Origin of the sequence: Rhodococcus sp. KRD175 (assembly GCF_017168275.1) — a bacterium.
Taxonomy (GTDB): domain Bacteria; phylum Actinomycetota; class Actinomycetes; order Mycobacteriales; family Mycobacteriaceae; genus Rhodococcoides; species Rhodococcoides fascians.
Genome location: NZ_JABFAQ010000008.1, coordinates 84,579 through 109,742, shown reverse-complemented (window position 1 = coordinate 109,742; position 25,164 = coordinate 84,579). Strand labels below are relative to the sequence as shown.

Genomic DNA, 25,164 nt, shown 5'->3' with positions numbered 1-25,164 from the left:
AAAAATGTGGCGCTGATCAGCGCTGGCCGTAGACGTTCTGGTAGCGGTCGTAGAGTGCGTCGACCGACGCGCGGGGGATGGGAAGTGGTTGTCCCAGTTGATATGACAGGTGCACCGATCGGGCCACGTCCTCGCACATGACCGCCGCTTTCACCGCAGATCGGGCCGACGGGCCAACCGCGAAGACGCCGTGGTTCTGCATGAGTACTGCCGGAGAGCGGCTGTCTGCGAGGGTGTCGACGATGCCGCGCCCGATCGAGTCGTCGCCGATCACGGCGAACGGACCCACCGGAATGTCGCCGCCGAATTCGTCGGCGCACATCGTGGTCACGACCGGAATGGGTTCTCCTCGCGCGGCCCACGCCACCGCGTAGGGCGAATGAGTGTGCACCACACCGTTGATGTGGTCGAGGTGCCGATAGACGTATGCCTGCGCCTCGGTGTCCGAGGACGGCGCGTGGTCTCCTTCGACCACTCGACCGTGCAGATCGCACACCACCATGTTGCCCGGTGTCAGGTCGTCGTAGGAGACGCCGCTCGGCTTGATGACCATGAGGTCTCGACCGGGAACGCGCGCGGACACGTTGCCCGCCGTCCACACGACCAGTCCGTAGCGCACCAGTTCCGCATGCAGTGCGCACACGTCCTTGCGAATCTCCTCGACGACCTCGCGAACATCGTCGACAACTGTCATTTCGCTTCCAGCTTCCTCGTCAGGGCTGCGCGACGCAGTGATCGCAGCCGGCGCATGGTCGGTACGTCCCGACCGAAGCGATCGTGCAGTTCCAGGTAGATCTCGTACAGCCAGTCGTATGCCTTCGACCGGGACTCGTCCGGAACGAATGCACCGCGGCGAACCTTGCCCATCGATTTCGACGCCACCGGCACGTCCGGGTAACAGCCTGCGGCCACTGCCGCGTGGATGGCGGAGCCCAAGGCGGGGCCCTGCGCGGACGCGATGACGGACAGCGGCATTCGTAGCACGTCGGCGTAGATCTGCATCAGCAGTGGGTTGCGGGCCAGCCCTCCCGCCACGACGAATTCTTCGACGGGAACGCCGCTGCCGCGGAACGTCTCGACGATGACGCGGGTACCGAACGCCGTTGCCTCGAGCAGTGCGCGGTAGGTGTCCTCGGGCCGCGTCGCGAGCGTCGATCCGATGACCAGGCCGGACAGTTCGTGATCGACCAGGATCGACCGATTGCCGCTGTGCCAGTCGAGCGCGACCAGACCGTGCTCGCCCACCTCTTGGGCCGACGCGAGCCGCGTCAGGTATTCGTGCACGGACTCGCCTGCGGCAGTTGCCGCTTCGCTGTAGGACGCGGGAACTCCGGTGCGGGTGAACCACCCGAAGATGTCGCCGACCCCGCTCTGGCCGGCCTCGTACCCGTACGACCCCGCGACGATGCCGCCGTCGACGACGCCGCACATACCCGGAACGTCGTTCAACACGGTCGAACTCATGACGTGGCAGGTGGATGTTCCCATGATGGCGACCATGCGGCCCGATTCGACGGCACCCGCAGCCGGGGCCGTGACGTGGGCATCCACGTTTCCGACCGCGACGGCTATGCCCTCGGGCAATCCCGTCCATGCCGCGGCCTCGGCGGTCAACGTGCCTGCACGCGAGCCCAATTCGCCCAGCGGTTGGTCGAGCTTCTCGGCTACGAACCCACCGAACCCGGGCGCGAGCTCGGTGAGGAAATCGACGGAAGGGTACTTGCCGTCTTGATAGATGCCCTTGTATCCCGCGGTGCAGGCATTACGCACGTAGTTTCCGCACAGTTGCCAGACGATCCAGTCGGCCGCCTCGACCCACCGGTCCATGGCCTCGTAGATCTCGGCGTCCTCCTCGTGAATCTGCAGCGCCTTGGCGAATTCCCATTCCGAGGAGATCAAGCCGCCGTAGCGGGGGAGCCAGCTCTCGCCGCGTCGGGCGGCCAATTCGTTGATGCGGTCGGCCTGTCCCTGCGCCGCATGGTGTTTCCACAGTTTGACGTAGGCGTGTGGGCGATCGACGAACCGCGGGTCTTCGCTGAGCGGCGTGCCGTCCGCGTAGGTCGGCACCATGGTGCATGCGGTGAAGTCGGTCCCGATACCCACCACCTGCTCCGGCGCGATGCCCGCGGCGGCCATCGCAGCGGGGACGGCGCGGCGTAGGACGTCGCGATAGTCGTCCGGCACCTGCAGAGCCCACGCGTCGGGTAGTCGTACGGTACTGCCGGGCAGAGTCTCCTCGAGTACGGCGTGGCGGTATTCGTGTACGGCAGATGCAATTTCGGCACCATCGGACACACGGACGACTACGGCACGGCCGGAGAGAGTGCCGTAGTCCACTCCTACCGTGTAGCGGTCATTGGACATGCGATTCTCCTTGTTGCGGTGCAACGGTTGTGGTCGGTTTGGGTGCAGTGGTGCTGGACGATCGAACGACGAGTTCAGGATCGATGAGCGCCTCGGGTGCGGCAGTGTTGTCCAGTGCCGCGCGCAGGACGTCGATCGCGCGTCTGCCGACTTCGGTGAAGTCCTGGCGGACCGTCGTCAGTGGTGGGATCAGGAAAGCAGCCTCGGGGATGTCGTCGAATCCGACGACGGCGAACTCCTCGGGCACACGGCGGCCGCTCTCGTGGAAGGCGCGCAGCAAGCCGAGGGCCATCTGGTCGTTGGCGCAGAACGCGGCCGTGACGGTGTGGTCCTCGGCGAGGCGGAGCCCGTTCTCGTAGCCGCTGCGTGCGGACCAGTCGCCGCGCAGGACCGGTGTCCACGCCAGCCCGGCCTCGTCGAGCGCATCCTGCCACCCTTGTTCACGGCCGCGGGATTCGGTCCATCCCTGCGGTCCGGACAGATGCACGATGCGTTCGTGACCTGCCTCGATCAGGTGTCGGGTGGCCAATCGAGCGCCGCCGACCTGATCGATGCCCACGGTCCAGGTCGAGGTGGTGGGGTCACCTTCGACGACCACGACGGGAACGACGGACTCCTCGGATCGAGCCGCTGCCACAGCGTCGTCGGTGGCGGCGATCAACACGATGCCCTCGACGCCCTGGTCGTGCAGGTGATGCAGTGCGCCGACGAGTTCGTCGTGTGTCAGCGTTGCGAGACTGACTGCGCTGACGGAGAATCCGGCATCACGTGCCGCGCTCTGCACGGTGCGATGCGTGGTGCTCGGCCCCCAGAACCCGCCTTTGGAGCCGATGATTCCGATCGAGGCGGACCGTTTGGTGACCAGTGCCCTGGCGGCACGATTGGGACGATAGCCCAGTTGGTCGATGGCATTCTGTACCCGGTCGCGGGTTTCGGGGCGTAAGTTGTTCTGACCGTTGATGACCCGCGAGACCGTCTGATCGGATACCCCGGCCAATCGGGCGACGTCGGTCATGACCGGTGCCTTACCGTCGATCCCTGTGTTGGTCACCTCTTTCTCGCCGTCAGCAGACGTTGGGCGAGAACGAACACCAGGAGCAGCACTCCGATCGTGATTCGCGTCCACCACGAGCTCAGGGTTCCGTCGAAGGCGATGAAAGTCTGTATGGCACCGAGGATCAGGACTCCCACCAGCGAGCCGAGGACGTACCCGCGCCCGCCGGTGAGCAGCGTTCCGCCGATCACCACCGCGGCGATGGCGTCGAGCTCCATGCCGACGGCGTTGAGGCTGTAGCCCGACAGTGCGTAGAAGGAGAACAGTAGGCCGGCGAGCGCCGCGCAGAATCCGCTGATCGTGTAGACGCCGACTTTCACGGCCGCCACCTTGAGCCCCATCAGCAGCGCGGACGCCTCGTTGCCACCGATGCCGTAGACCGAACGTCCGAAACGAGTGCAGGCCAACACGTATGCAGCAATCGCCACCGTGGCCAGCGCGATCACCACGCTCCAGGTGATGGTGTAGCCGCCGGGAAGTTCGATGACGGCGAATGCGATCGAGGAGAACGTGTCGTCGGTGATCGGGATCGACTCGACACCGATCATGTAGCACAGGCCCCGGGCGAGGAACATCCCCGCGAGTGTGGCGACGAACGGCTGAATCTGCAGATAGTGGATGAGGGCACCCATGACGGTGCCGAGCACGGCACCGCACAGCAACACCACGGCCATGACCAGCAGCGGTGGCCAGCCCAATTGCAGTGTGCGCGCGGCGATCATCGTCGAGAGTGCGACGACGGACCCGACGGAGAGATCGATTCCGCCGGTGAGGATGACGAAGGTCATCCCTACCGCGAGGACGATGAGGAACGAGTTGTCGATCAGCAGTGACAGGAACACCTGTGGATCGGCGAAGCCGCTGTAGCGGAATTCGCCGAGTCCGAACAGACCGACGAACAGCGCGAACGTGGCGATGACCGGCAGAAACCGAGACGGTGGGGAGTACCGCTTCACGCGGTCCCAGGTCGAGGGCGCGGGGCCCGGTGCTGCCGCGGTAGTCGTGGGGGGAGCAGTCATGAGGTCGCTCACGGTCGTACCGCCTTGGTGGAGTCGGTGCGGAACCACGTCCGCAGTGATGCGCGGGCTCGTGGTGATTGCAACAGGCAGACCACGATGATGACGACCGCTTTGAACAGGTAGTTGGCCTCGGAGGGGATACCGACATTGGTGATGGTGCGCGTGAGTGTGCCGATGAGCAGGGCACCGACGACGGTGCCGGCGATGGAGAATCGACCACCGGTCAGAGCAGTGCCGCCGATGACGACAGCGAGGATGGCGTCGAGCTCGATCCACTGGCCCAGACTGTTCGCGTTCACCGAGTTGGTGTTCGCAGCGATGATCAGACCAGCCATTCCCGAGCACACCGCGGCGAACACATAGACCGTCCAGACGATCGTCCGCGACTGGACGCCTGCCAATCTGCTTGCCTCCGGGTTGATTCCGACGGCTTCGACGAGCATCCCCAGTGCGGTCCGCCGGGTCAACAGTGCGGTTGCTGCCACGACCACGAGGGCGATGATCAGTGCCAGTGGAAGTCCGAGAAGCGTGCCCGACGCGAGCGTGCTGAAGGCCGGGTTGTTGACTGTCGTGATGTTTCCGTCGGTGATCAACATGGCCAGGCCACGTCCGGCGACCATCAGAATGAGCGTCGCGATGATGGGTTGAATCCCGAAGACCGACACCAGAAGGCCGTTCCACAGACCCAGCAGCAGACATACTCCCAGTGCCCAGACGACAGCCATGATCATCGTCGTGGTGGCACCCTCGTCCGGTGCCGCGACGATGCGAGTACACGCAACGGCGGCAGCGATGACTGCCACTGCGCCCACGGAGAGGTCGATGCCGCGGGTTGCCACCACCAGCGTCATGCCGACGGCCACCAGAATGAGCGGCGCGGAGTTGCGTGCGATATCGACGATGTTTCCGAACAGGCCACCGTTCTCGATTCGAATGTCGAGGAAGTCCGGTGTCACAACGACATTGACGACGATCAGAGCTATCAGAGCCAGCAGCGGCCAGACGACCGGCTGGGCGAGGGCGGCACGTGCGCGAGCGGGCGCGCCGGCCGGTGGTTCGAGGGTTTCGGTCATGATGCGACATTCCTGTCGGTGGTCGAAGTGGCGGCCGCGACGGGTTCGTCGGTGCGCACCCCGGCTGCGATGGTGGCGAGCACGTCGCCGACCGACACACCGTCGTTGATACGTTCGTCGATCTTGCGGTGATCTCGCATGACCACGATGCGGTCACTGAGGCGCAGGATCTCTTCGAGCTCGGCGGAGATGAACACCACCGACATTCCGCGCGCGGCCAGATCGGCCACCAGGGTTTGGATCTGCGCTTTGGCACCGATGTCGATTCCGCGTGTCGGTTCGTCCAGAATCAGAAGTTCGGGTTCGGTGATGAGCCAGCGGGCGAGGAGCACCTTCTGTTGGTTGCCGCCGGACAGGTTGCGCATCAACGCGTTCGGATCGGCGGGCCTGATGTCGAGTGCAGAGATGTACTGCTTGACGAGCTTGGTGCGGGTGGCACGGGGGATGGGACGAAGCCATCCACGCTTGGCCTGCAGAGCGAGCAGCATGTTGTCGGCCACCGTCAGATCGGCCACCACACCGTCGGCCTTGCGATCCTCGCTGGTGAGGGCGATGCGCCGATCGGCGGCCTGGCGTGGACTGCGAATGCGGTGCTTGGTCGCATGCACTTCGATCGATCCCGAGTCCGATCTATCGGCTCCACCGAGCAGGCGAGCAAGCTCGGTACGGCCGGACCCGAGCAGACCGGCGATGCCGACGACCTGTCCCGCATGAAGACGCAGATCGGTTGCTTCCAGTGCGCCCTTGCGTCCGATGCCCAATACTTCCACGACGGGCGTCTGTTCGTCGGAAACCATGACCGGCTCGCGGCTGTCGAGTTCGCGCAAGGTGTCCAGTTCCCGACCGATCATCAACTCGACCAGCTCGAACTGCGGAGTGTCGGCGACCAGGCGCTCGGAGACGAGCTTTCCGTTGCGCAGGATCGTCATTCGGTCGGAGATCCGGTAGATCTGGTCGAGGAAGTGCGACACGAAGACGATCGAGGTTCCGTCTTCCCTCAGCCGTTCGATGACGGAGTACAGGGTTTCGACCTCGTCCTTGTCCAGACTCGAGGTCGGCTCGTCCAGGATGAGTACGCGGGCGTCGACATCGACTGCACGGGCGATGGCGACGAGCTGTTGCACGGCGATCGGATGGTCCCCGAGGACCGACGACGGCTCGATGTCGAGCCCCAGCCGGTCGAGAGTCGTTCTGGCACGGCGGTTCATCGCTCGCGTGTCGATACCGCCGATGGCCCCCAACAGTTTTCCGGGTAGGCGTCGGGGCTCGCGGCCCAGGAGCATGTTCTCTGCGACAGTCAGATTCGGAAGTAGGTTCACTTCCTGGTAGACGGTGCTGATACCTGCAGCCTGGGCCGCGCTCGGCGTCGCGAACTCGTGTTCGGTTCCGTCGATCGTGACCGTTCCGCTGTCGATCGAGTAGACCCCGGTCAGTGCCTTGATCAACGTCGATTTACCGGCACCGTTCTCACCCATCAGCGAATGCACCTCGCCGGGGAAGAGCCGCAACGACACCCCGTCGAGGGCTCGGACGGCACCGAAGGTGATCGAGATTACTTTCATCTCCACGAGCGGAGTCGGCTCTGTGCTGGGGATCGGCTCCGCGGTGAGAACGGTGTCGGTACGCATGCGTCGACTCTCAGTACTGGCGGTCGGCGAGTACTGCTGCCGCCTGGTCGGGCGTGAAGGTGGTCTCCTCGGTGACGACCCTCTTGGGAACGTCCTCGCCCTTGACGACCTTGTCCGTGAGCTCCATCAGCTGCGGTCCGAGAAGTGGGTTGCACTCGACGATGAAGTCGATCTTCTTGTCCGCCAGTGCTTGCATTCCGTCCTTGACGGCGTCGACGGTGATGATCTTGATGTCTTTTCCGGGTACCAGCCCGGCTGCTTCGATGGCTTGGATTGCGCCCAGGCCCATGTCGTCGTTCTGGGCGAAGACGACGTCGATCTGGCCTCGGTTGGAGTTGAGGAACGACTCCATCACCTGCTTGCCGCCGTCACGAGTGAAATCGCCGGTCTGTGAAGCGGTGATCGCGATGTTCGACTGGCCCCCGATGGCGTCGCGGAATCCCTCGGCCCGGTCGATGGCGGGAGCGGCTCCGGTGGTTCCCTGCAGTTCGACCACGTTGATCTTTCCGTCGCCGGTGGTGTCCGCAGTGGCGCTGTTCTGCACCAGCCAATCGCCTGCCTTCTTGCCCTCTTCCACGAAATCGGAGCCGAGGAACGTGGCATACAGCGAATCGTCGGTGGTGTCGACGGAGCGGTCGGTGAGGATCACCGGGATGTTCGCGCGCTTGGCTTCCTGGAGGACCGGCTCCCATCCCGTCTCGACGACGGGGCTGAAAGCGATGACGTCGACCTTCTGCTGGATGTAGGTGCGAATCGCCTTGATCTGGTTTTCCTGCTTCTGCTGAGCGTCGGAGAACTTCAACTCCATGCCGGCAGCGCTGGCCGCGTCCTGGATGGAGATGGTGTTGGCCGTGCGCCATCCGCTCTCGGCACCGACCTGGGAAAAGCCCAGCACCGTTGCGCCGTCACCGCCGCCGGACGCGTCGCCGCCGCCTCCGCTACTACACGCACTCAGGACGATCGCACCACTCAAAATGAGCGCGCTCGCCGCAAAAATTGTCTTCGACGCCATGGTGATCTCCTCAATGTCGCCACTCCACTGTGACGTGTGCAACACAGTGTGAGCGTTAACATCGGGCCGCGTCAAGACTTGACACGTTTGAATTCCAAAATTTTGTGAGCGCTCACTCAAGCGTGAAGTGCAGAAAATCTCCACTCGATCACGGACCGGTACGTCTGGCCCGGTCGCAGCACCGCAGAGGGAAAGTTCGGGTGATTCGGTGAATCGGGGAACAGCTGGGGTTCGAGTGCGATGCCGTCGCCTTGGCGCAGCATCGAGCCGCGTCGAGACACATCGCTGCCGTCCAGGAAGTTGCCTGTGTAGACCTGCACTCCGGGCTGATCGGTCCACAATTCCAGTGTCGTTCGACTGCGTTCGGAGCTCAGGATCGCCGCACGCCGAAGCCCCGTACCGTCGACGACCAAGTTGTGGTCGACACCCCGGGCGGTCAGCAACTGCGGATGAGTGGCTCGGGCCAGGTCTCCGACTCGTCCGGGCCTGCGCAGATCCAGCGCGGTGCCGTCGACGGATTCGATGGCACCGGTCGGGATTCCCTCGGTGTCGACCGGGGTGTACGTCGAGGCGAACACCTGCAGGGTGTGATTGTCGATGCCATGGCCGTCGAGGTCGAAATATGCGTGCGACGTCAGGTTCACCACCGTCGGCGCGGTGGTCGTTGCCGTCGACTCCAACCGCACGCGATCGGGCGTGACGGAGAACTGGGCCCGCGCACGGACTTCGCCCGGGTAGCCCTGATCGCCGTCGGGGCTGATCAACTCGAATTCGACCGAATCCGTCGATCGGCCGACCACTGTCCAGTGTCGTGAGTCGAAGCCGTCGGTTCCGCCGTGCAGATGGTTGGTGCCGTCGTTGATCGTCAGTTGCACCGCTTGCCCGTCGATCTCGAACCGGCCGTCCTCGATCCGGTTCGCGTACCGGCCGACGGTGGAGCCGAAATAGGCGGTGGACGAACGAAGCTCACGCTCGCCCGCCACGCCGACGAGAACGTCGCGGCGCTCGCCGTCTCCTCCGGTCACCGACATTCGTTGCAGGGTCGCGCCGTAGGGGAGTACCTCCACCTCCACCCCGGGCGAACGTCCGATGGTGATGGTCTCGTTGTGATCGTCGTCGGTGGGCACCGGTCGACGATAGCTCCGGGGAGTGAGATCGGTCCCCGGATTGCTTCGTGCGGCGGGCGACGCACCGTGTATTCGTAGGTGCGCATACTATGGTGTGATGCAGGCCACGTCACTGCGCATTGATCGTCTCGATGAGATGAAAATAGCTATCGCGCAGTCGATCTCGGTCTGTCGAACGCAGCCGGACACCGTCGAACAGGAGAAATCGTGGCAGACAACAGAGCAGTGACGTACGCCGGACCAGGCAGTGTAGAGGTTCAGGACATCGCTTTTCCGGGCCTGGAATTGACCGATGGCCCCGGCGTGAATCCGGCCAATGTCGGCCGCAAATGCGAACACGGCGTGATCCTGAAGGTCGTCTCGACCAACATCTGCGGCAGCGACCAGCACATGGTCCGTGGACGCACGACGGCACCCGAGGGTCTGGTGTTGGGCCACGAGATCACCGGCGAGATCGTCGAGGTCGGACGAGACGTCGAATTCTTGAAGGTCGGCGACATCTGCTCCGTTCCGTTCAACATCGCCTGCGGACGGTGCCGAAACTGCAAGGAGCGCAAGACCGGTATCTGCCTCAACGTCAACCCGGATCGACCCGGTTCTGCGTTCGGTTACGTGGACATGGGCGGATGGGTGGGCGGCCAGGCCGAATACGTCATGGCACCGTACGCGGACTTCAATCTGCTGAAGTTCCCCGACCGGGATCAGGCGATGGAGAAGATCCTGGACTTGACCATGCTCTCCGACATCTTCCCGACCGGATATCACGGCGCGGTCACCGCGGGAGTGAAACCCGGTGCGACGGTGTACATCGCGGGTGCGGGCCCGGTCGGTCTGGCGGCCGCGGTCGGCGCACAATTGCTGGGCGCGTCGGTGGTGATCGTCGGCGACATGAACGCCGACAGGCTGGCGCAGGCACGAACGTTCGGCTGCGAGACCGTCGACGTGGGCAAGGGCGCGCCGCAAGATCAGATCGAACAGATCCTCGGTGTCCCGGAGGTCGACGCTGCGGTGGACGCGGTGGGATTCGAGGCTCGCGGCCACGGCGGAGACTCGTCCCACGAAGCACCGGCCACGGTGCTCAATTCGCTGATGGACATCACCACCGCGGGCGGTGGCATCGGAATTCCCGGGCTCTACGTCACCGGTGATCCGGGCGGCGTGGACGAGGCCGCACAACGTGGCGCTCTCTCGCTCAGCCTCGGCACCGGTTGGGCGAAGTCGCTCTCGTTCGCCACCGGGCAGTGCCCGGTGATGAGCTATCACCGAGAACTGATGAATGCCATTCTCAAAGAACGAGTCTCGATTGCGAAAGCCGTGAACGCAACGGTCATCACTCTCGACGACGCACCACGCGGCTACCGGGAATTCGACAGCGGAGTCGCTCAGAAATTCGTCATCGACCCGCACGGCATGATCTCGAGCTGACGGCGTTCGGCCCAGCACTCGTTCGAGCCACCGACGTCTCGAAACGCGAGGGTGGCTCGAACGACTGCTGCGCCGAGTCCGGCACCTGTTCGAGCCACCTATGCTGGGATGATGTTCCTCCTCTTCGGTTTCGGCAGCAAGCGCAAACACGTCGGCCCTGGCGCAACGCGAAACTGCCCGCGGTGCCACAACACGACCCAGTGGGCGAGAATGAAGCAGTACCAGCAATTCACGCTGTTCTTCGTCCCGGTTGCGCGGTGGAAACGCGTCGAGTTCGAGGAATGCGGGATCTGCGGGGCTGGGGTGTCGATCTGAACGGGCTCGCGCGCCCGTGACGGTGCGGGCGCGCGAACCATCCGGCAGACCGTCGCTCACGCAGGAGCCAGCACCACCACCGAATTGTGTCCTCCCATTCCCAGTGAGGATTTCATCGTCAGACCTGGCTCGGCTGCGGTGAATCCGTCGAGCAACTGCGGGTGTCCGTCGGAGACCTGTGGGGCCGCAGGAACCAGTCCGCGATCGAATCCCATGACGGCAGAGATGGTTTCGACGGCCGACGCCGCGCCTTGGCAATGCCCGGTGAGCGGCTTCACCGAATACACCTGCGCGTGTGAGCCGAGCACCGTCTCCAGCATTTCCGTTTCTGCGGCATCGCACTGAGCGGTGCCTGGCCCGTGCGCATTGAGGTAGCGCACCTGGCGCGCCGTGGCACCGGCGTCCGTCAAGGCGGCTTCGAAGCAGTCTCGTACCTGCGTCAGGGCCGGGTCGATGGACGTCGCGTGGAACGCGTCGTGAGTCATCGAACCGCCCAGTACCCGCGCGTACGCAGCATCGCTACGGTTGGTGAGTACGAAAGCTGTTGCTGCTTCGCCCATTCCGAACCCACGACTACCTTCCTGGAACGGTCGGCAGCCCTCCTGAGGTTCCACGTCGACCACCCCGACGCCGAGCGCGACGAAATGGTCGATGTTCTCCGGCGTCAGAGACAGGTCGGTGGCGACGAAGACGACGTCGTCGACGAAGCCGGTATCGAGCCACATCTTGGCGGTGAGAAGGCCGGCGTTGCCCGACGCGCACATGGCCGAGACGTTCATCGCCGGGCCGTGAAAGCCGTGCTCCTGCATCAGCAGTGATACCGGGGTCGACGGCATCAGCGTCAGGTAGTCGCGCACCCGCCGCACACCGCCGTCCTCCAGATAGAAGTTGCGCCACTCGTCCACTTCACCCAGGACGACCGCATGGACCAGACCGACCCGCCGACCGGGACGCCAGCCACGAGCGAGTGCGTCGTCGATGGCCTCGCGTGCGGCGCCGCGCAGTGCGCGGCCGAAGCGGCTGGTGCCGTCGTCGGTCTGCCCGCCGTCGGGCACTTTGGCAAGCCACACCGGGTTGCGGCCCGGGTGTGACCGGTTGTGGTGCAAGGTGGCGGCAGCCTTACCGCTGGCCAGACCGGTCCACAATGCGGCCGTACCCCAGCCGTAGCCGGACACTGCGCCGATCCCACTGATGTCGATGCCGTGAGATGTCATGATCGATTCCCGTTCCTTCTCGAGTTGTACGAGCCGTTTTCGGCTGGTTCCTCGATTTAGCCCCGCAAACAAGCACTGGGTCCAGTCGGAAAACGGACATAAGCATCGAACCGTGCAGAAGATTCCGGCTCGGCCCACAAAAGTGGTTGAATCGAGTGTCGACAGACCGCCTACGAACGCGAGGACCGCAGATGGCCCCAGGGGAGCGCGACGTCGTCGGCGACCCCGAAGCCGATCCCGGGTCGCCCGGTCTCGCAGATCGTTATCGGGTTCTGATCGAACACTCGCCCGACGCGATCGTCGTCCACAGGCGAGGCAACCTTGTCTACGTCAACCCTGCGGGGCTCCGGTATCTGCGCGCCGACAGTCTCGGTGCGGTGGTGGGCCGTCCGATCACCGACTTCATCGCGGCCGCGTCGATCGGGCCGATGCTCGAGCGCATCGCCGCCCTGGACGTGCACGGAACCGCCAGTTCGGCCTCCGAGGCGGAGGTACTCGCCCTCGATGGATCGACTCTGACCATGGAGGCGGTCTCGGTCCGCACGGTGTGGAACGGAGAACCTGCATTTCAGGTCATCCTTCGCGACCTCACCGAACACAAGGCCGCACAGAAGGCGCTGCACTATCAAGCCGCGTTGGTCGAGCACGTCAGCGACGCCATCGTGGGGGTGTCCTCCGACGGGGTCGTGTCCAGTTGGAATCCTGCCGCGGAGTCGGTCTACGGACGGCGCGCAGCAGATGTGCTCGGCCTCTCCGTATCGAATGCGGTGGGGGTGCCCTGCGACCCGGTGGCCATTCTCGCGGCCGGCGGTCGGCTGTGGGACTCGCATCTGCGCGCGGACGGGACGGCGTTGGCGATGGTGGTCGCCGCGGCCCAGATGCCCGACGGGTACGTGTTGGTCTGCGCCGACCAGAGTGCCGTCCGCCGGGCCGAGGAGCATTACACCGCCGTGGTGGAATCGCTGGAGGCAGGTGTCGTCGTACTCGACCACGCCGGTCGCATCACGTCGGCGAACCTCGCGGCGAAGACGATCCTCGACATCAAGGTGGGATCGGCGACGACGGGACAGTCCGCTGTGCTGCCGTTCCGGGTGTACGGCACCGATCAGCAACCCATTCGGCGACTCGAGCACCCCGTGGCCGTCACCGGCAGAACCGGGAAGCCGAGCCAGTCGGTGATCGGAGTCGAACGTCGTCGGGACGGACGACATTTCTGGCTGTCTCTGACTGCGACCATGCTCAACTTCGGCGGCCCGTCACCCTCGATCGTGGCAACGTTCGTCGACGTCACCGATGCCTATCGGACGAGCATGAAGCTCGAACACGCTGCAACACACGACGACCTCACCGGGCTTCCCAATCGCCCGCTGATTCTGGCGCGGCTCGACCAGGAGCTGTCCCGGTCGAGTCGGGAGGATGCCATGGCGGTGTTGTTCATCGACCTCGACAACTTCAAGACCATCAACGACCTGCACGGACATACGGTCGGTGATGCCGTACTCGGTATCGTGGCCGCGCGCTTGACGCGGGCTCTGCCGGACGACGCATTCGTCGGACGCATCGGCGGTGACGAATTCGTGGCTGTGGTGCCGTGCAGTGTGGGGTCGGAGGCGGACGACGTCCGGGCGGAACTCGCAACCCCGATCACGACGGCAGACCGAGAACTGACGGTGACCGCCAGTATCGGTTGCGTGACCGTCGGCAGTGGTGATCCTCGCACTGCCTTGGACATTCTCGACGATGCCGACCACGAGATGTATCAGGCCAAGCCGGTGTCGCAATACTCGGCGCAGTCGTAGCGTTCGGTAACGAACAGGCACGACTGTGCACTGTTGTTACTCGTGGGGCTCGTGCGTCGTACATACTTCAGCGGTGATCAGGACCCTGCGCAAGCACGCCCTCGCCATTCCCATGACGCTCGTCGCCGCCGTCGGACTGCTGTTCGGCGCAGCAGGTACGGGTAGCGCTGCGCCTGCGGTCACGTACACCATGGTGGCCTTCAGCAACGACAGTGATCGCAACATGGACGTGTACCAGTCCAGCAACGGAACGGACTTCACCACGGTCGAGACTGCCGCGTACACGCCGCCCTCCGGTGTGGTTCGTGACTCCAGCATCTTTCGAGCCGCCGACGGTATGTACTACGTGACATATACGACGGGCGGCGGCGCGGAAATCGGCTTTGCGCGCAGCGCAAATCGGGTGGATTGGGAATTCTTGCAGAACCTTCCGATCCCGTTCTGCTGTCTGCTTCTGCCCGGGACCGGGGCGGGTACCGGCTCGGCCGGGTCCTCGGAACTCCCGTCTCTGTCCCCGTTCACCACCAAGGCGTGGGCACCGGAGTGGTTCGTCGAGGGCGACCGCGTCAGCATCATCGTGTCGTTGTCTGCCGGCGGAGGGTTCGTGCCGTATCTCATGACGGCGACCGATCCCGGCCTGACGACGTGGAGTTCGCCGGTTCCGTTGGTGGGAATCGTCAACGACCACATCGACACCACGGTGGTGAAGGACGGGTCGATCTACCACGCATTCACCAAAGGTGAGAGCAACAAGGTCATCGAACACTGGATCGCGCCCGCTCTGGGCGGTCCCTACGTTCGGGACCTCACCTTCCGCGATTTCGGTCCCTTCAAGGAAGGGCCCGCCGTCGTCGAGTTGCCCGACGGCACCTGGCGGTTGTACTACGACGACTACACGAACCAGAAGTACTTCTACTCCGACAGCGCCGACCTGAGCGGCTGGTCCGCACCTCAGGAGCTTCCGGCGCTGTCCGGAATCGTTCGCCACATCGGCATCATGAGAGAAGCTGCGTAGCAACAGTATTGCGGTCAGGCCTCCGACAGTGCTCGGAGGCCGGCCGCGATGAATTCTCCAGTTGCTTCGGCGGCGTTGCGTGCTCCGGCACCGGTATCGGAGCCCGACAGTGCGCGGTGGGTGATGCCCTCACCGATCACACCGAGCTTGAAGTTGGCCAACGCCACATAGAAGCCCCAGTTGTCCACCTCGCGGCCCGATCGAACAGCGTACTGCTGCACCAGATCCGCCGCCGAGGGGTAGCGGTCGCTCGTCCAGGCTGCGTCGGCACCGAGAACGGCATCGAACACGGGTTGCCGGTACACGCACATCAGCGCCACATCGGTCAACGGATCGCCGAGTGTGGACATCTCCCAGTCCACCACGGCTGCAACAGAACTCACGTCCTCGGCATCGAGAATAGTGTTGTCGACTCGGAAATCGCCGTGCACGATGGACGCCGCCGATCGGGTGGGCACCGCGGCTTCGAGGGCGCGGTGAAGTCGGTCGACGTCGGGTAGTTCCCGTGTCTTCACCGTCTGCCACTGACGCGCCCACGTGGCTACCTGTCGAGCAACGAAACCGTCGGGGCGACCGAACTTTTCGAGACCCACGGCCGCAGGATCGACGGCATGCAGCTCGGCGAGCACTCGCACCAATTCGGCGGCGTTGTCTGTGACCTGCTCGTCGGTCAGATCGCGCAGATCCTCGCGTGTGCGCACGACGTGCCCGGGAACGAAACGGACCACCGTCATCGGAGCACCGAGTACGTCACCTTCTCGGTCGAAGGCCACGGTCTCGGCCACCGGCACCGCGGTGGACGCGAGCGCGTCGGTCACTGCCCACTCCCTGGCCATGTCGTGCGCCGACGGGGTCAGGCCACTGGTCGGGGGCCGACGAACCACCCACGTCGAGGTGTCGTCGTACACCTTGTACGTCAGGTTGGAGCGACCGCCGCTGATCATCTCGACCGTCAGCTCACCGTCGACATCGATGCCCTCGGCACGCAGGAATCGTTCCAGAGCAACGCGGTTCATGCCCGGTAGGTCGCTCATGACTGCTCCTGTGCGGCGCGCTTCGCTGCCCCGACCGCTCGTTTTGCGATGGCCCAGCGATGCACTTCCGACGGGCCGTCGTAGACCCGGAACGGACGTACTTCGCGCGAAAGCCGTGCCAGTGGCAGGTCGTCCGATACCCCGAGCCCGCCGCACATCTGGATGCTGCGGTCCACGATGCGAAAGATGGCCTCGGCTGCGAACGTCTTGGCGATGGAGGTTTCGTTGCTCGCGTGGCCGCCGCGATCCAGCTCGAAGCAGGCCTTGATCAAGAGGGCACGGGATGCGGCGATGTCGATCTCGTTGTCGGCGACCATCTTCTGGATCATGCCGAGATCGCCGAGCTTGTCGCCGAACCCTTCGCGCTGGGCCACCTGGGCGACGGCGATGTCGTGCGCCCGTCTCGAGGCTCCGAGCCACCGCATCACGTGGGTCATGCGGGCGGGTCCCAATCGCACCTGGGCGTAGGCGAAGCCCTCGTCGACGGCCCCGAGAACGTTCTCGTCTGGCACGAAGACGTTCTCGAAGAACACCTCGCAGTGCCCGCCGATCATGGCTTTGTCCAGGGTGCCGATATGACGGCCGACCGTGATGCCCGGTGTGTCGGCCGGGGCCAGGAACATCGTGGCTCCGCCTCGGTCACCCGGCTTTCCGGATGTACGGGCCATGATGATGAAGAACCCTGCGCCGTCGGCTCCGGTGATGAACCACTTGTGTCCGTTGATCTTCCATCCACCGTCGGTCCGTTCGGCCGCAGTGGTGAGGGCAGAGGGATCGGAGCCGGCACCCGGTGCCGGCTCGGTCATCGCGAATGCAGATCGTTGATCGCCGCGGGCGAGAGGGGCGAGGAATTGATCCTTCTGTGCCGGCGATGCGATGTGCGCCAGCATGTGGACGTTGCCCTCGTCGGGTGCGCCGAGATTGAGTGCGATGGGGCCGAACAGGGAGTAGCCCGCTTCCTCGAACACCGGTGCGCGGTCGCTCATCGACAGACCGTGCCCACCGTATTCGACGGGTGCGTGCGGTGCGAACACGCCCGCTTCCTTGGCTGCGGACTGCATCTCGACCCGGAGGCCGTCGCCGCCTGCGTCGGCGATATTGCCCAGAAATCGATCCTCGATCGGGAGCACGTATTCGCGAGTGAACGTACGCGTTCGGTCGATCAGCTTCTCGACGTCTGCGTCGAAGGTGAGGTCGATGGCCATTCTGCACTCCCTGGTCGATACCGACCGAACACTCGCTCGGTCTCTTGAAGACTGGCATACACGCAGGTTTCGGTCAAGGAACTCACGTCCTCTGTACAGTGCCTCGGCCGGTAGCAGCACCGACCGTTCGGCGTGCGATATCGAGGTACACCTCGACCAGTTCGGCCGGCGTCAGCGGGCCATCGGGTCGGTACCAGGTGGCCACTCCGATGCACATCGTGGTGACGGCCCGGCTGGCATCCGCGGGGTGCGGGGTGTCGAAGACCCCGGACTCGACTCCGTCGGTGACGATGGCGTCGAGCAGTCGTTGCTCTTCGTCGCGCTTGGCGATGTAGGCGGTGCGGTTGGCCGGCTCGAGACTGCGAATCTCGGTGGAGCACACGAACGCGGCATCGCGGCGATGGATATGGAACAGCAGCAAGGACTCCACCACCGCGTCGAATCGGTCCTTCGGCGACGAACCGGCCCCGTCCATGGCCGATCGAGTCCGGTGCAACAGTTCGTCCATCGACGCATTCATGATGCCGACCAGGAGGGCCTGCTTCGACGGAAAGTGGTGATACAGACCGGGAACCGACAAGCCGGCACCCGCGGCGATCTGCCGCACCGACGTGCCGTGGTAGCCCTGCTCGACGAAGATGCGCAAGGCCGACGCCAGCGCTGGGGACAGTGCCGCGCCCTCGTATGTTCGCCAGTCGCCGATCGAGGTCATGCGATCACCGTAGAGGGCAGAGCGAACTGGGCCGGGCGTTCGCACCGGGTTGACACCAAAGTTGTGATCCGCAACACTAGCGAGACAGCAGACCGAACGAGTGTTCGGTCGGTCCACGTGGGCCGAAAGTCTGCTCGAGCGGAAGGGCCGTTCATGACCCTCGACAGCGCGACCGGGCCTGCGACTGTTCTCGACGCCTGGCGTAGCCGAGTCGCCGACACCCCGGACCGGCCGGCGCTGGCGTACTTCGACGCCGTGCTCACGGTGCGCGAGGTGGACGAGGCGTCCGATGCACTTGCCGCCGCACTGTTCGATCGAGGAGTGTCACAGGGCGATCGCGTCGGCATCTATCTGCAGAACATTCCGCAGTACGCCTTGACGTTCCTCGCGTTGTGGAAGATCGGGGCGGTCGCGTTGATCCTCAACCCGATGTACCGCAACCGTGAACTTCGCACCTTGATCGACGATGCAGAACCTGTCGCGCTCGTCTGCGACGAACACGATCTCGATTCTGTGGGGGCGACGTTGCGCGGCAGTTCGATTCGACTGCTCGTGAGCACCAGCGGACTGGACCTGCAGACACGCGACGACCCACGAGTCTTTGCGTCGACGTCACGCGTGACACCCCGGCCCGACGACGATCTGATGGGTCTGATCGACCGCTACCGTGGTCGATCTTTCCCCGAAATCGATCCCGAGCCGGACGATCTGGCGCTACTGGCCTATACGTCAGGAACCACGGGTCCGCCGAAAGGCGCGCAGATCTCGCACGCGAACGCCTTCGCGACTGCCCTCGATTTCGGGGAACGGGCCGGTCTCGACGACGGCGACGTCGTGTTTGCCGTCGCACCGCTGTTTCACATCACCGGCGCGATGCTCGACGCGGCGGTGGCCCTGATCCGCGACTGCATGCTCGTGTTCGCGCATCGTTTCGACGCGGCAGTCACTCTCGACGCTGTCGTCGAGCATCGCGTCACCTACACCATCGGTTCGATCACGGTGTTCAACGCGATCTCCGCAACCGAGGGTGCGACGAGGGCCCACTTCGAGTCGGTGAAGGCGTTGTATTCCGGAGGCGCACCTATTCCGCCCGCCACCGTCGCCGCGTTCGAGTCCCAATTCGGTTGCTACATCCACAACGCATACGGGATGACCGAAACCACGGCGGGAGTCATTGCCGTGCCACCTGGCGTGCGCGCGCCGGTGGACGCGGCCAGCGGTTCACTGTCCGTCGGGTTGCCTCTTCCGCGCGTGACGTTACGAACGCTCGACCCTTCGGGCCGGCCGACACCCCCAGGACTTGCAGGGGAACTGGAGATCTCGGGTCCGCAGGTGGTGTCGGGCTACTGGCGCAATCCGGACGCGTCCGAGTCGACGATGCCAGAGGGACGTCTGCGCACAGGCGACGTGGCGATCATCGACGAACACGGCTGGGTGTATCTCGTCGACCGGCTCAAGGACCAGATCAACGTGTCGGGATACAAAGTGTGGCCCCGAGAGGTCGAAGATGCACTCTACGAACATTCAGCGGTGTTCGAGGCCGCTGTGGTGGGCAGGCCGGATGACTATCAAGGGGAATCGGTGGTTGCGTACGTGTCACTCCGGCGCGACGCTACCACGACGCCGGATGAACTGATGGCCTTCGCGCGTGAACGACTGGCCGCGTACAAGCGTCCGAAATCCATCCACATCATCGACGAACTTCCCAAAACCCAAACCGGGAAGATTCGACGTGCAGCACTCAAACCTGTTCCTGTGAAAAAAAATTCGATCGAAAGTGGCACTCCATGACTGTCGGATCATCGCACGACACCCGCTCGACACCGGATATTTCCTCACGGAAGAAATCGTTGTTCGCCAGCACGATAGGCAACGTACTCGAATGGTACGAGTGGAGTGCCTATGCAGTGTTCGCGCCGTTCATCGCGGCGGCCATGTTCAGCCAGGCCGATCCTGTCTCGGCATTGCTGTCCACGCTTGCGGTGTTCGCCGTCGGATTCCTGATGCGGCCTCTCGGCGGCATCGTGTTCGGACGCATCGCGGACAAGAAGGGCCGCAAGTTCGTTCTTGTCACCACGATGCTGATGATGGCAACCGGCAGCTTGCTGATCGGCATCATGCCCACCTACGGTGCGATCGGGGCGTGGGCCTCGGTACTGCTGTTGCTCGCACGCGTCATGCAGGGTTTCGCGCACGGCGGCGAGTCGGCAACGGCGTACTCCTACGTCGGCGAGATCGCACCACCGAACCGACGTGGCATGTGGGGCAGCGTCGCGTTCGTCGCCATCTTCGGTGGATCGGCTCTGGCATACACCGTGGGTGGCGTCATCACCTCCACCCTGTCGGACTCTGCTGTCGGGCAATGGGGTTGGCGCATCCCCTTCCTCCTCGGCGCGCTCCTCGCGCTGTTCGCTCTCTACCTGCGCAAGAACATGGACGAGAGCGAGGTGTTCGACTCGGAGCAGAACAAGGTCGAACAAGAACCGATCGCGCGTAAGACCGTCGTCAAAGCGATCGTGTTGATGATCGGAATGACGTCGGGAATCACGGCGGCGCACTACACCTGGACCTCCTACGTCTCGACGTTCGCCATCACGCAGCGCGGGATGAACCCGGACACCGCCTACTGGATGCTCGTCGTCGCGCAGTTGATAGCGCTGGTGTCGCTACCGTTCTTCGGTCGCCTTTCGGATTCGATCGGTCGGCGGCCGATGCTGGCGGCATTCGCAGTGCTGATGTTCGTGCTGCAGATCCCGCTGACGATGCTGATCTCCACGCAGTGGTGGTCATTGCTGCTGCCGTCGACGGTGGCCCTGCTCGTCATCGCCGTCCCGGCCTCGATTCTGTCGTCGACGTTGTCGGAGAGCTTTCCCACCCGACTCCGAACGCAGGCAATCGGATTCGCCTACTCGTTCTCGGTTGCGGTGTTCGGTGGAACGGCACCGTATCTCAACCAGCTGTTCCTCGGGTTGGATCTGGGCTGGGTCTTCGGCGTGTACATCATGTTCCTCGCTGCCCTGACCGGAGTCGCTTGCTTCTACATGAAGGAGACCAAAGGCATCCGGCTCGAGGACGTCTGACTCGGACCGGCCGACTCGGTCGAATCGAACGACACGCCGGTAGTGTTGCGCGGTGCTCTACGTTGAGGTCATGAGAACCGCAGACGCCACTCGTCGACGCCTCCTGCTGCTGCTGACCGTCATCGGCTTCGTCGTCCCCAATGCCTACGTCGTCGGCTACTTTCGCGAGCACGGGGTGAGCGCGGGCAGCGCAGCGAAGTTCTTCTCCGAATGGGTGGCGTCCACGCCGACGCGAGCCTTGACCGCCGATCTCGGTATCACCAGTATCGCTTTCGGGATCTGGTCCAGAGGGGATGCGAAAGATCACGGCGTCAAACATTGGTGGCTGGTTCCCGTCGGTACCGGCTCGGTGGGAATTTGCTTCGCGCTTCCGCTGTACCTGTTGCTGCGTGAGTATTCGCAGTGATGTCGCCGATCGAGAAAGAGGACCGCTTCGATGACAGATGACGCCCTTGCCGACTTCGAGCGAACCGAGTTCACCGCAGACGGGCGCACGGCGCCTGTCTATCGAATCGGCACCGGGCCGGCGGTCATCGTGATGTCCGAAATGCCGGGCATCACGCCGAGAGTGGCGGATTTCGCGCGCACCGTCGCCGGGATCGGATGCACCGCGATCGTGCCGCACCTGTTCGGCGTCGACGGTAAAGATCCTTCGACCGCGCCCCTGGGCGTGCTCGGGACGGTGGCAACGATCTCTCGCGCCATCGTGCCGGCGTGTATCAGTCGAGAATTCACCATCCTGGCCACCGGCAAGTCGTCGCGAGTCGTGGTGTGGCTGCGTGCTCTGGCGGCCGAGGAACACGAGCGGTGCGGCGGACCGGGCGTCGGTGCCATCGGAATGTGCTTCACGGGCGGGTTCGCCCTGGCCATGGCCGCCGACGATCGATTGATCGCACCGGTGCTGTCGCAACCGTCACTTCCGTTCGCGGCATCGAAGTCACGCAGTCGTTCCATCGACATCAGTGCCGGCGACCTTTCGAAGGTGAAAAGCCGTTGTGCTGCGGGAGATCTCACTGTTCTCGGTATGCGGTTCCAGGGCGACACGATGTGTCCCCCTGCACGGTTCGAGTTTCTGAGGGAACAACTCGGCGACGCATTCGTCTCCGTGGAATTGCCCGACTCCTCGTTCAATCCGGAAGCCTTCGGACCGCCGCACTCCGTCGTGACGGAAGGACTCATCGACGAGCCGGGTCAGCCGACGCGGCAGGCACTGGACCAGGTACTCGATCTGTTCCGCAGTAAGTTGCTCGCAACGCCGTGAAGCCCCGCGGCGCGAACACGATGCGAAGCCGAAGGTCGAATTCACGACCACGGAATCGTGGCCTGCAGAACCGCCTCCTTCAGCGCGGCGGTCCGTAACGCCGTCACCGTCTGATATTCGGGATCGGCCACCATCTCGCTGAACGCCTTACGTGACGGGTACTGGACCATGAGGACTGCATCCCAGGCCTGCCCGTCCTCGGCGGCAAGTGCGGTCGAACCGTCGCCCGCGTACAGCACCGTCGCGCCGTAGCGCGGGAGGAAAGTCTCGTCCAGTGCTTTCGCATATTCTGCGTAGGAGTCGCGACCGCCCTCGGCGAAACGAAGCAGGTTGAGCATCACCACCGGACCACCGGGGTCTTCTTCGAGGTAGCGCTTCAGGTCTCTTCCACGGGGATCGACAGCCATCGTTCGAGTATGCGTGAACCGTGGATCCTGTGGAGTGTAAAGCGTTGTCGTCGGTCGAGTCGATCCACTGTTGGACCCCACGAGGCGGTCGCTCCGCGCTCAGCGGTAGAACTTGGAGAGCGCGAAACCAATGACTCCATCAAGGGAAGTGTGTCGTCCATGACCGATGTTGAGAACGTGACCGTATTCGGAACCGGAGTGCTCGGTTCACAGATCATGATGCAGGCTGCCTACCACGGAAAAACCGTTGTGGGATACGACATTTCCGACGAACTTCTAGCCAAGCTGCCGGACCGCTGGGAATGGATGCGCGGATACTACAAGCGTGACCTGAAGACTTTCGACGAGGCGCGCTTCGACAAGGCCATCGAATCCATCACGACCACCACCAGCGTCGCGGAGGCTGTTTCGGACGCCGACCTGGTGATCGAAGCAGTTCCGGAGGATCTCGACCTGAAGAAGAAGGTCTGGTCTGATATCGGCGCGTCCGCCCCGCCGAAAACTATCTTCGTGACCAACTCGTCATCGCTACTGCCCAGCAGTTTCGCCGAGGCCACCGGGCGGCCGGAAAAGTTTCTCGCATTGCATTTCGCCAATCTCGTGTGGCGATACAACACCGGTGAGGTGATGGCAACTGCTGCAACAGATCCTGTCTACTTCGATGTCGTATTGAGCTTTGCTTCGGAGATCGGTCTCGTTCCCGTTCCGGTCCGAAAGGAAATTCCGGGATACGTGCTGAACAGTCTGCTGATCCCGCTGCTGCAAGCGGGAGCCAACCTCTACGTCGGCGGGGTTGCCAATCCGGCGGACATCGACAACGTGTGGCGCATAGCCACCGGGGCACCCGCCGGTCCGTTCCAGATTTACGACACTGTCGGCTTCAACGTTGCAGCACATATCGCGCGCGCACACGGTGGCGAGGATCAGGTCAAATTTGCCGACATACTGCAAAAGGGTGAAGGCTTCTACACGTACGACTCCGACGGCCGGCGACTCGATGCTGTCGAGTCGTGGAACATCAACTGAATCACTCGATCCCGCCTGTCGGTGATCCGGGGATCGACGACTTGGGCTCGAGTAATCGGTCATGGCGCGTGTGCGCACGACCACCGACGACGCCGAATTCAGCCGAGCCGGGTCAACCGAGTTGGCGTAGTTGTATCGCGGTGTCCAGCGCCAACCGATGCCACGCCGAACGCGGATCCCGGCCGGTCAGTTCCTGAGCCCGGCGCAGTCGATAGCGCAAAGTCTGCGGGTGCACCTGCAGTCGGGTAGCTGCAGCCGTTGCTGTGCCGGTGGAGATGAAGGCCGAAAGACCCTGCAGGATATGCGCGTTCGCTGCCTCGGTCAGCGGGCCGAGCACGCTCCGCACCACCTCGCTCGTGTCGGCGGTCGGGCGCGCTGTCAGCAGTGCCAACAGCTGACCGTCGCCCTGATCGAGCAGTGCCCGGCCGTCGAACGCGTGATCCGGTGCGGTCTCGAGCGCTTCCGAGGCGAGTCGCCACGAACTGCTGATACCGGTAACGGTCGATCTCTCCACGAGGCATCCGCGCAGCCGCAGATCCCGACACGCGAGGTCGACCTCGGCGCGATGGATCGACGGCGGCAGCAGCGCGATCGCGCGTTGTTCGCGCCGAGTGCACAAGTGCGTCCGTTGATCCGCCGTTGTGGTGCGGTCCGGAGGGACGAGGCCCATCGCAAGCACCAGAGACTCGACGGTGTCGTCGGACATGGGCCGGCCCGGATCGGTGGACTGCACCACGAGCAGGTTCGGGTGCGTGGGCAGCTTCAGGTCTAGTTCGCGAGTACGGTCCGACACCGTCCCTGGTGAGTTGTGTCTGGCAGCCAGCAAGTCGTCGAGCAACGCGGCGTGCGCCTGCGCACGGTTGGACATGAGCTGTTCGCGCGCAATGACATACGCACCGATGATCTCCTCGGATATGGCGTCGATCGCGTCGAGCACGCCGAGGCCGAGTTCGGCGATGTCCGGCGGGTCGAGTACTTCCAGATACTCCGTTGTCACGTGTCGAACGAACACGCTCGACGCGACTCGATACGCGCGCAGCACATCGGCCAGCGGCCGCCCGTCTGCCGCGCGTGCGGAACCTATGGCTCGGAATCTCTTGTGGTCTCGGTCGTCGATCGTCCGATCGCCGTGCGCCCACAGGGCCATCAACCGCCTCAGTGACCAATACGCGATGGCCTCGACATCGGCCAATTGTGCACCCTGCAGTGATCGGTAGACCGGGATCGCGTCGCGAATCGCGTGTACTGCGGATGCGACGACGGAGCCCAGATCCGATTCGATCTTCGCGACCACGGCGACCCGCGCCGGGTACATCGATCTACCTCGCACTCTTTATCAGCACCTGATAAATCCTATACTCATTCGACTCGATTTCCTTGAGTTCCGACGCCGA

At 63.9% G+C, this 25,164-nt stretch carries 23 protein-coding genes; 9 read left to right on the top strand and 14 right to left on the bottom strand.

Features of this window, described 5'->3' with window-relative positions; all coding sequences use genetic code 11:
* Nucleotides 1-16 precede the first annotated feature (16 nt).
* The 8 genes from J1M81_RS15270 to J1M81_RS15235 all read right to left on the bottom strand — a co-directional run bounded on the left by J1M81_RS15270 (nucleotide 17) and on the right by J1M81_RS15235 (nucleotide 9,277).
* Nucleotides 17-694 carry an L-ribulose-5-phosphate 4-epimerase gene (locus J1M81_RS15270; RefSeq protein WP_032368851.1) on the bottom strand — a complete coding sequence of 226 codons (678 nt, stop codon included), beginning with the start codon at nucleotides 692-694 and terminating at the stop codon, nucleotides 17-19.
* Nucleotides 691-2,364: a ribulokinase gene (gene araB, locus J1M81_RS15265; protein ID WP_206498290.1), complete on the bottom strand. Its 1,674-nt coding sequence runs from the start codon at nucleotides 2,362-2,364 to the stop codon at nucleotides 691-693. The genes J1M81_RS15270 and araB overlap by 4 nt, the downstream gene beginning before the upstream one ends.
* Complete coding sequence (locus J1M81_RS15260; RefSeq protein WP_283348322.1) at nucleotides 2,354-3,415, bottom strand: LacI family DNA-binding transcriptional regulator; 1,062 nt, start codon at nucleotides 3,413-3,415, stop codon at nucleotides 2,354-2,356. Before J1M81_RS15260 ends, araB begins: the two co-directional genes overlap by 11 nt.
* A complete protein-coding gene (gene yjfF, locus J1M81_RS15255) occupies nucleotides 3,412-4,437 on the bottom strand; it encodes a galactofuranose ABC transporter, permease protein YjfF (RefSeq protein WP_080731055.1) in 1,026 nt (341 codons plus the stop codon). Before yjfF ends, J1M81_RS15260 begins: the two co-directional genes overlap by 4 nt.
* An 8-nt stretch (nucleotides 4,438-4,445) precedes the next feature.
* Nucleotides 4,446-5,510, bottom strand: a complete 1,065-nt coding sequence (locus J1M81_RS15250) for an ABC transporter permease (RefSeq protein ID WP_206498289.1) — start codon at nucleotides 5,508-5,510, stop codon at nucleotides 4,446-4,448.
* Nucleotides 5,507-7,138 (bottom strand): sugar ABC transporter ATP-binding protein, encoded by a 1,632-nt coding sequence (locus J1M81_RS15245; protein WP_241258135.1) that lies wholly within the window; start codon nucleotides 7,136-7,138, stop codon nucleotides 5,507-5,509. The genes J1M81_RS15250 and J1M81_RS15245 overlap by 4 nt, the downstream gene beginning before the upstream one ends.
* Before the next feature lie 10 nt (nucleotides 7,139-7,148).
* A complete protein-coding gene (locus J1M81_RS15240; protein WP_027496166.1) occupies nucleotides 7,149-8,150 on the bottom strand; it encodes an ABC transporter substrate-binding protein in 1,002 nt (333 codons plus the stop codon).
* Nucleotides 8,151-8,266: 116 nt separating this feature from the next.
* Entirely contained in the window at nucleotides 8,267-9,277 is a 1,011-nt protein-coding gene (locus tag J1M81_RS15235; RefSeq protein WP_206498288.1) for an aldose epimerase family protein, read from the bottom strand.
* Between the two features lie 207 nt (nucleotides 9,278-9,484).
* On the opposite strand from J1M81_RS15235, the gene fdhA reads away from it, so the two are divergent.
* Both fdhA and J1M81_RS15225 read left to right on the top strand, forming a co-directional pair.
* Nucleotides 9,485-10,702: a formaldehyde dehydrogenase, glutathione-independent gene (gene fdhA / locus J1M81_RS15230; protein WP_206498287.1), complete on the top strand. Its 1,218-nt coding sequence runs from the start codon at nucleotides 9,485-9,487 to the stop codon at nucleotides 10,700-10,702.
* Nucleotides 10,703-10,810: 108 nt separating this feature from the next.
* Nucleotides 10,811-11,017: a zinc-ribbon domain-containing protein gene (locus J1M81_RS15225; RefSeq protein WP_032368853.1), complete on the top strand. Its 207-nt coding sequence runs from the start codon at nucleotides 10,811-10,813 to the stop codon at nucleotides 11,015-11,017.
* 56 nt (nucleotides 11,018-11,073) lie between these two features.
* On the opposite strand, the gene J1M81_RS15220 is transcribed toward J1M81_RS15225, so the two are convergent.
* Complete coding sequence (locus J1M81_RS15220; protein WP_032368854.1) at nucleotides 11,074-12,231, bottom strand: beta-ketoacyl synthase N-terminal-like domain-containing protein; 1,158 nt, start codon at nucleotides 12,229-12,231, stop codon at nucleotides 11,074-11,076.
* A gap of 191 nt (nucleotides 12,232-12,422) precedes the next feature.
* Between J1M81_RS15220 and J1M81_RS15215 the strand changes: the two genes are divergently transcribed.
* Both J1M81_RS15215 and J1M81_RS15210 read left to right on the top strand, forming a co-directional pair.
* Entirely contained in the window at nucleotides 12,423-14,030 is a 1,608-nt protein-coding gene (locus J1M81_RS15215) for a diguanylate cyclase domain-containing protein (protein WP_206498286.1), read from the top strand.
* Between the two features lie 112 nt (nucleotides 14,031-14,142).
* Nucleotides 14,143-15,045, top strand: coding sequence for an arabinofuranosidase (locus J1M81_RS15210; RefSeq protein WP_206498327.1), 903 nt, complete (start codon nucleotides 14,143-14,145; stop codon nucleotides 15,043-15,045).
* 14 nt (nucleotides 15,046-15,059) lie between these two features.
* Here J1M81_RS15210 and J1M81_RS15205 read toward each other — a convergent pair whose 3' ends face one another.
* The 3 genes from J1M81_RS15205 to J1M81_RS15195 form a co-directional block, all read right to left on the bottom strand.
* Nucleotides 15,060-16,079: a phosphotransferase family protein gene (locus tag J1M81_RS15205; protein WP_206498285.1), complete on the bottom strand. Its 1,020-nt coding sequence runs from the start codon at nucleotides 16,077-16,079 to the stop codon at nucleotides 15,060-15,062.
* Nucleotides 16,076-17,284 (bottom strand): acyl-CoA dehydrogenase family protein, encoded by a 1,209-nt coding sequence (locus J1M81_RS15200; RefSeq protein WP_206498284.1) that lies wholly within the window; start codon nucleotides 17,282-17,284, stop codon nucleotides 16,076-16,078. Before J1M81_RS15200 ends, J1M81_RS15205 begins: the two co-directional genes overlap by 4 nt.
* Nucleotides 17,285-17,366: 82 nt before the next feature.
* A complete protein-coding gene (locus tag J1M81_RS15195; RefSeq protein ID WP_032373097.1) occupies nucleotides 17,367-17,996 on the bottom strand; it encodes a TetR/AcrR family transcriptional regulator in 630 nt (209 codons plus the stop codon).
* Between the two features lie 153 nt (nucleotides 17,997-18,149).
* Between J1M81_RS15195 and J1M81_RS15190 the strand changes: the two genes are divergently transcribed.
* The 4 genes from J1M81_RS15190 (at nucleotide 18,150) to J1M81_RS15175 (ending at nucleotide 22,337) form a co-directional block, all read left to right on the top strand.
* Nucleotides 18,150-19,787, top strand: a complete 1,638-nt coding sequence (locus J1M81_RS15190) for a class I adenylate-forming enzyme family protein (protein WP_045842015.1) — start codon at nucleotides 18,150-18,152, stop codon at nucleotides 19,785-19,787.
* The gene (locus J1M81_RS15185) at nucleotides 19,784-21,076 is read left to right on the top strand and encodes an MFS transporter (RefSeq protein ID WP_032372980.1); all 1,293 of its coding nucleotides are present in this window, start codon (nucleotides 19,784-19,786) and stop codon (nucleotides 21,074-21,076) included. The genes J1M81_RS15190 and J1M81_RS15185 overlap by 4 nt, the downstream gene beginning before the upstream one ends.
* A gap of 70 nt (nucleotides 21,077-21,146) precedes the next feature.
* Nucleotides 21,147-21,482, top strand: coding sequence for a DUF2834 domain-containing protein (locus J1M81_RS15180; protein WP_135046238.1), 336 nt, complete (start codon nucleotides 21,147-21,149; stop codon nucleotides 21,480-21,482).
* 30 nt (nucleotides 21,483-21,512) lie between these two features.
* Nucleotides 21,513-22,337 (top strand): dienelactone hydrolase family protein, encoded by an 825-nt coding sequence (locus tag J1M81_RS15175; RefSeq protein WP_032364700.1) that lies wholly within the window; start codon nucleotides 21,513-21,515, stop codon nucleotides 22,335-22,337.
* Nucleotides 22,338-22,378: 41 nt separating this feature from the next.
* On the opposite strand, the gene J1M81_RS15170 is transcribed toward J1M81_RS15175, so the two are convergent.
* Nucleotides 22,379-22,744 (bottom strand): DUF1330 domain-containing protein, encoded by a 366-nt coding sequence (locus tag J1M81_RS15170; RefSeq protein ID WP_032372979.1) that lies wholly within the window; start codon nucleotides 22,742-22,744, stop codon nucleotides 22,379-22,381.
* 159 nt (nucleotides 22,745-22,903) lie between these two features.
* Here J1M81_RS15170 and J1M81_RS15165 point away from each other — a divergent pair, with 159 nt between their 5' ends.
* Nucleotides 22,904-23,770 carry a 3-hydroxyacyl-CoA dehydrogenase gene (locus tag J1M81_RS15165; protein WP_206498283.1) on the top strand — a complete coding sequence of 289 codons (867 nt, stop codon included), beginning with the start codon at nucleotides 22,904-22,906 and terminating at the stop codon, nucleotides 23,768-23,770.
* 112 nt (nucleotides 23,771-23,882) lie between these two features.
* Here the strand turns inward: J1M81_RS15165 and J1M81_RS15160 are convergent, their stop codons facing one another.
* On the bottom strand, nucleotides 23,883-25,085 hold the full coding sequence (locus J1M81_RS15160) for a helix-turn-helix domain-containing protein (protein WP_206498282.1): 1,203 nt from the start codon (nucleotides 25,083-25,085) through the stop codon (nucleotides 23,883-23,885).
* Between the last annotated feature and the right edge of the window lie 79 nt (nucleotides 25,086-25,164).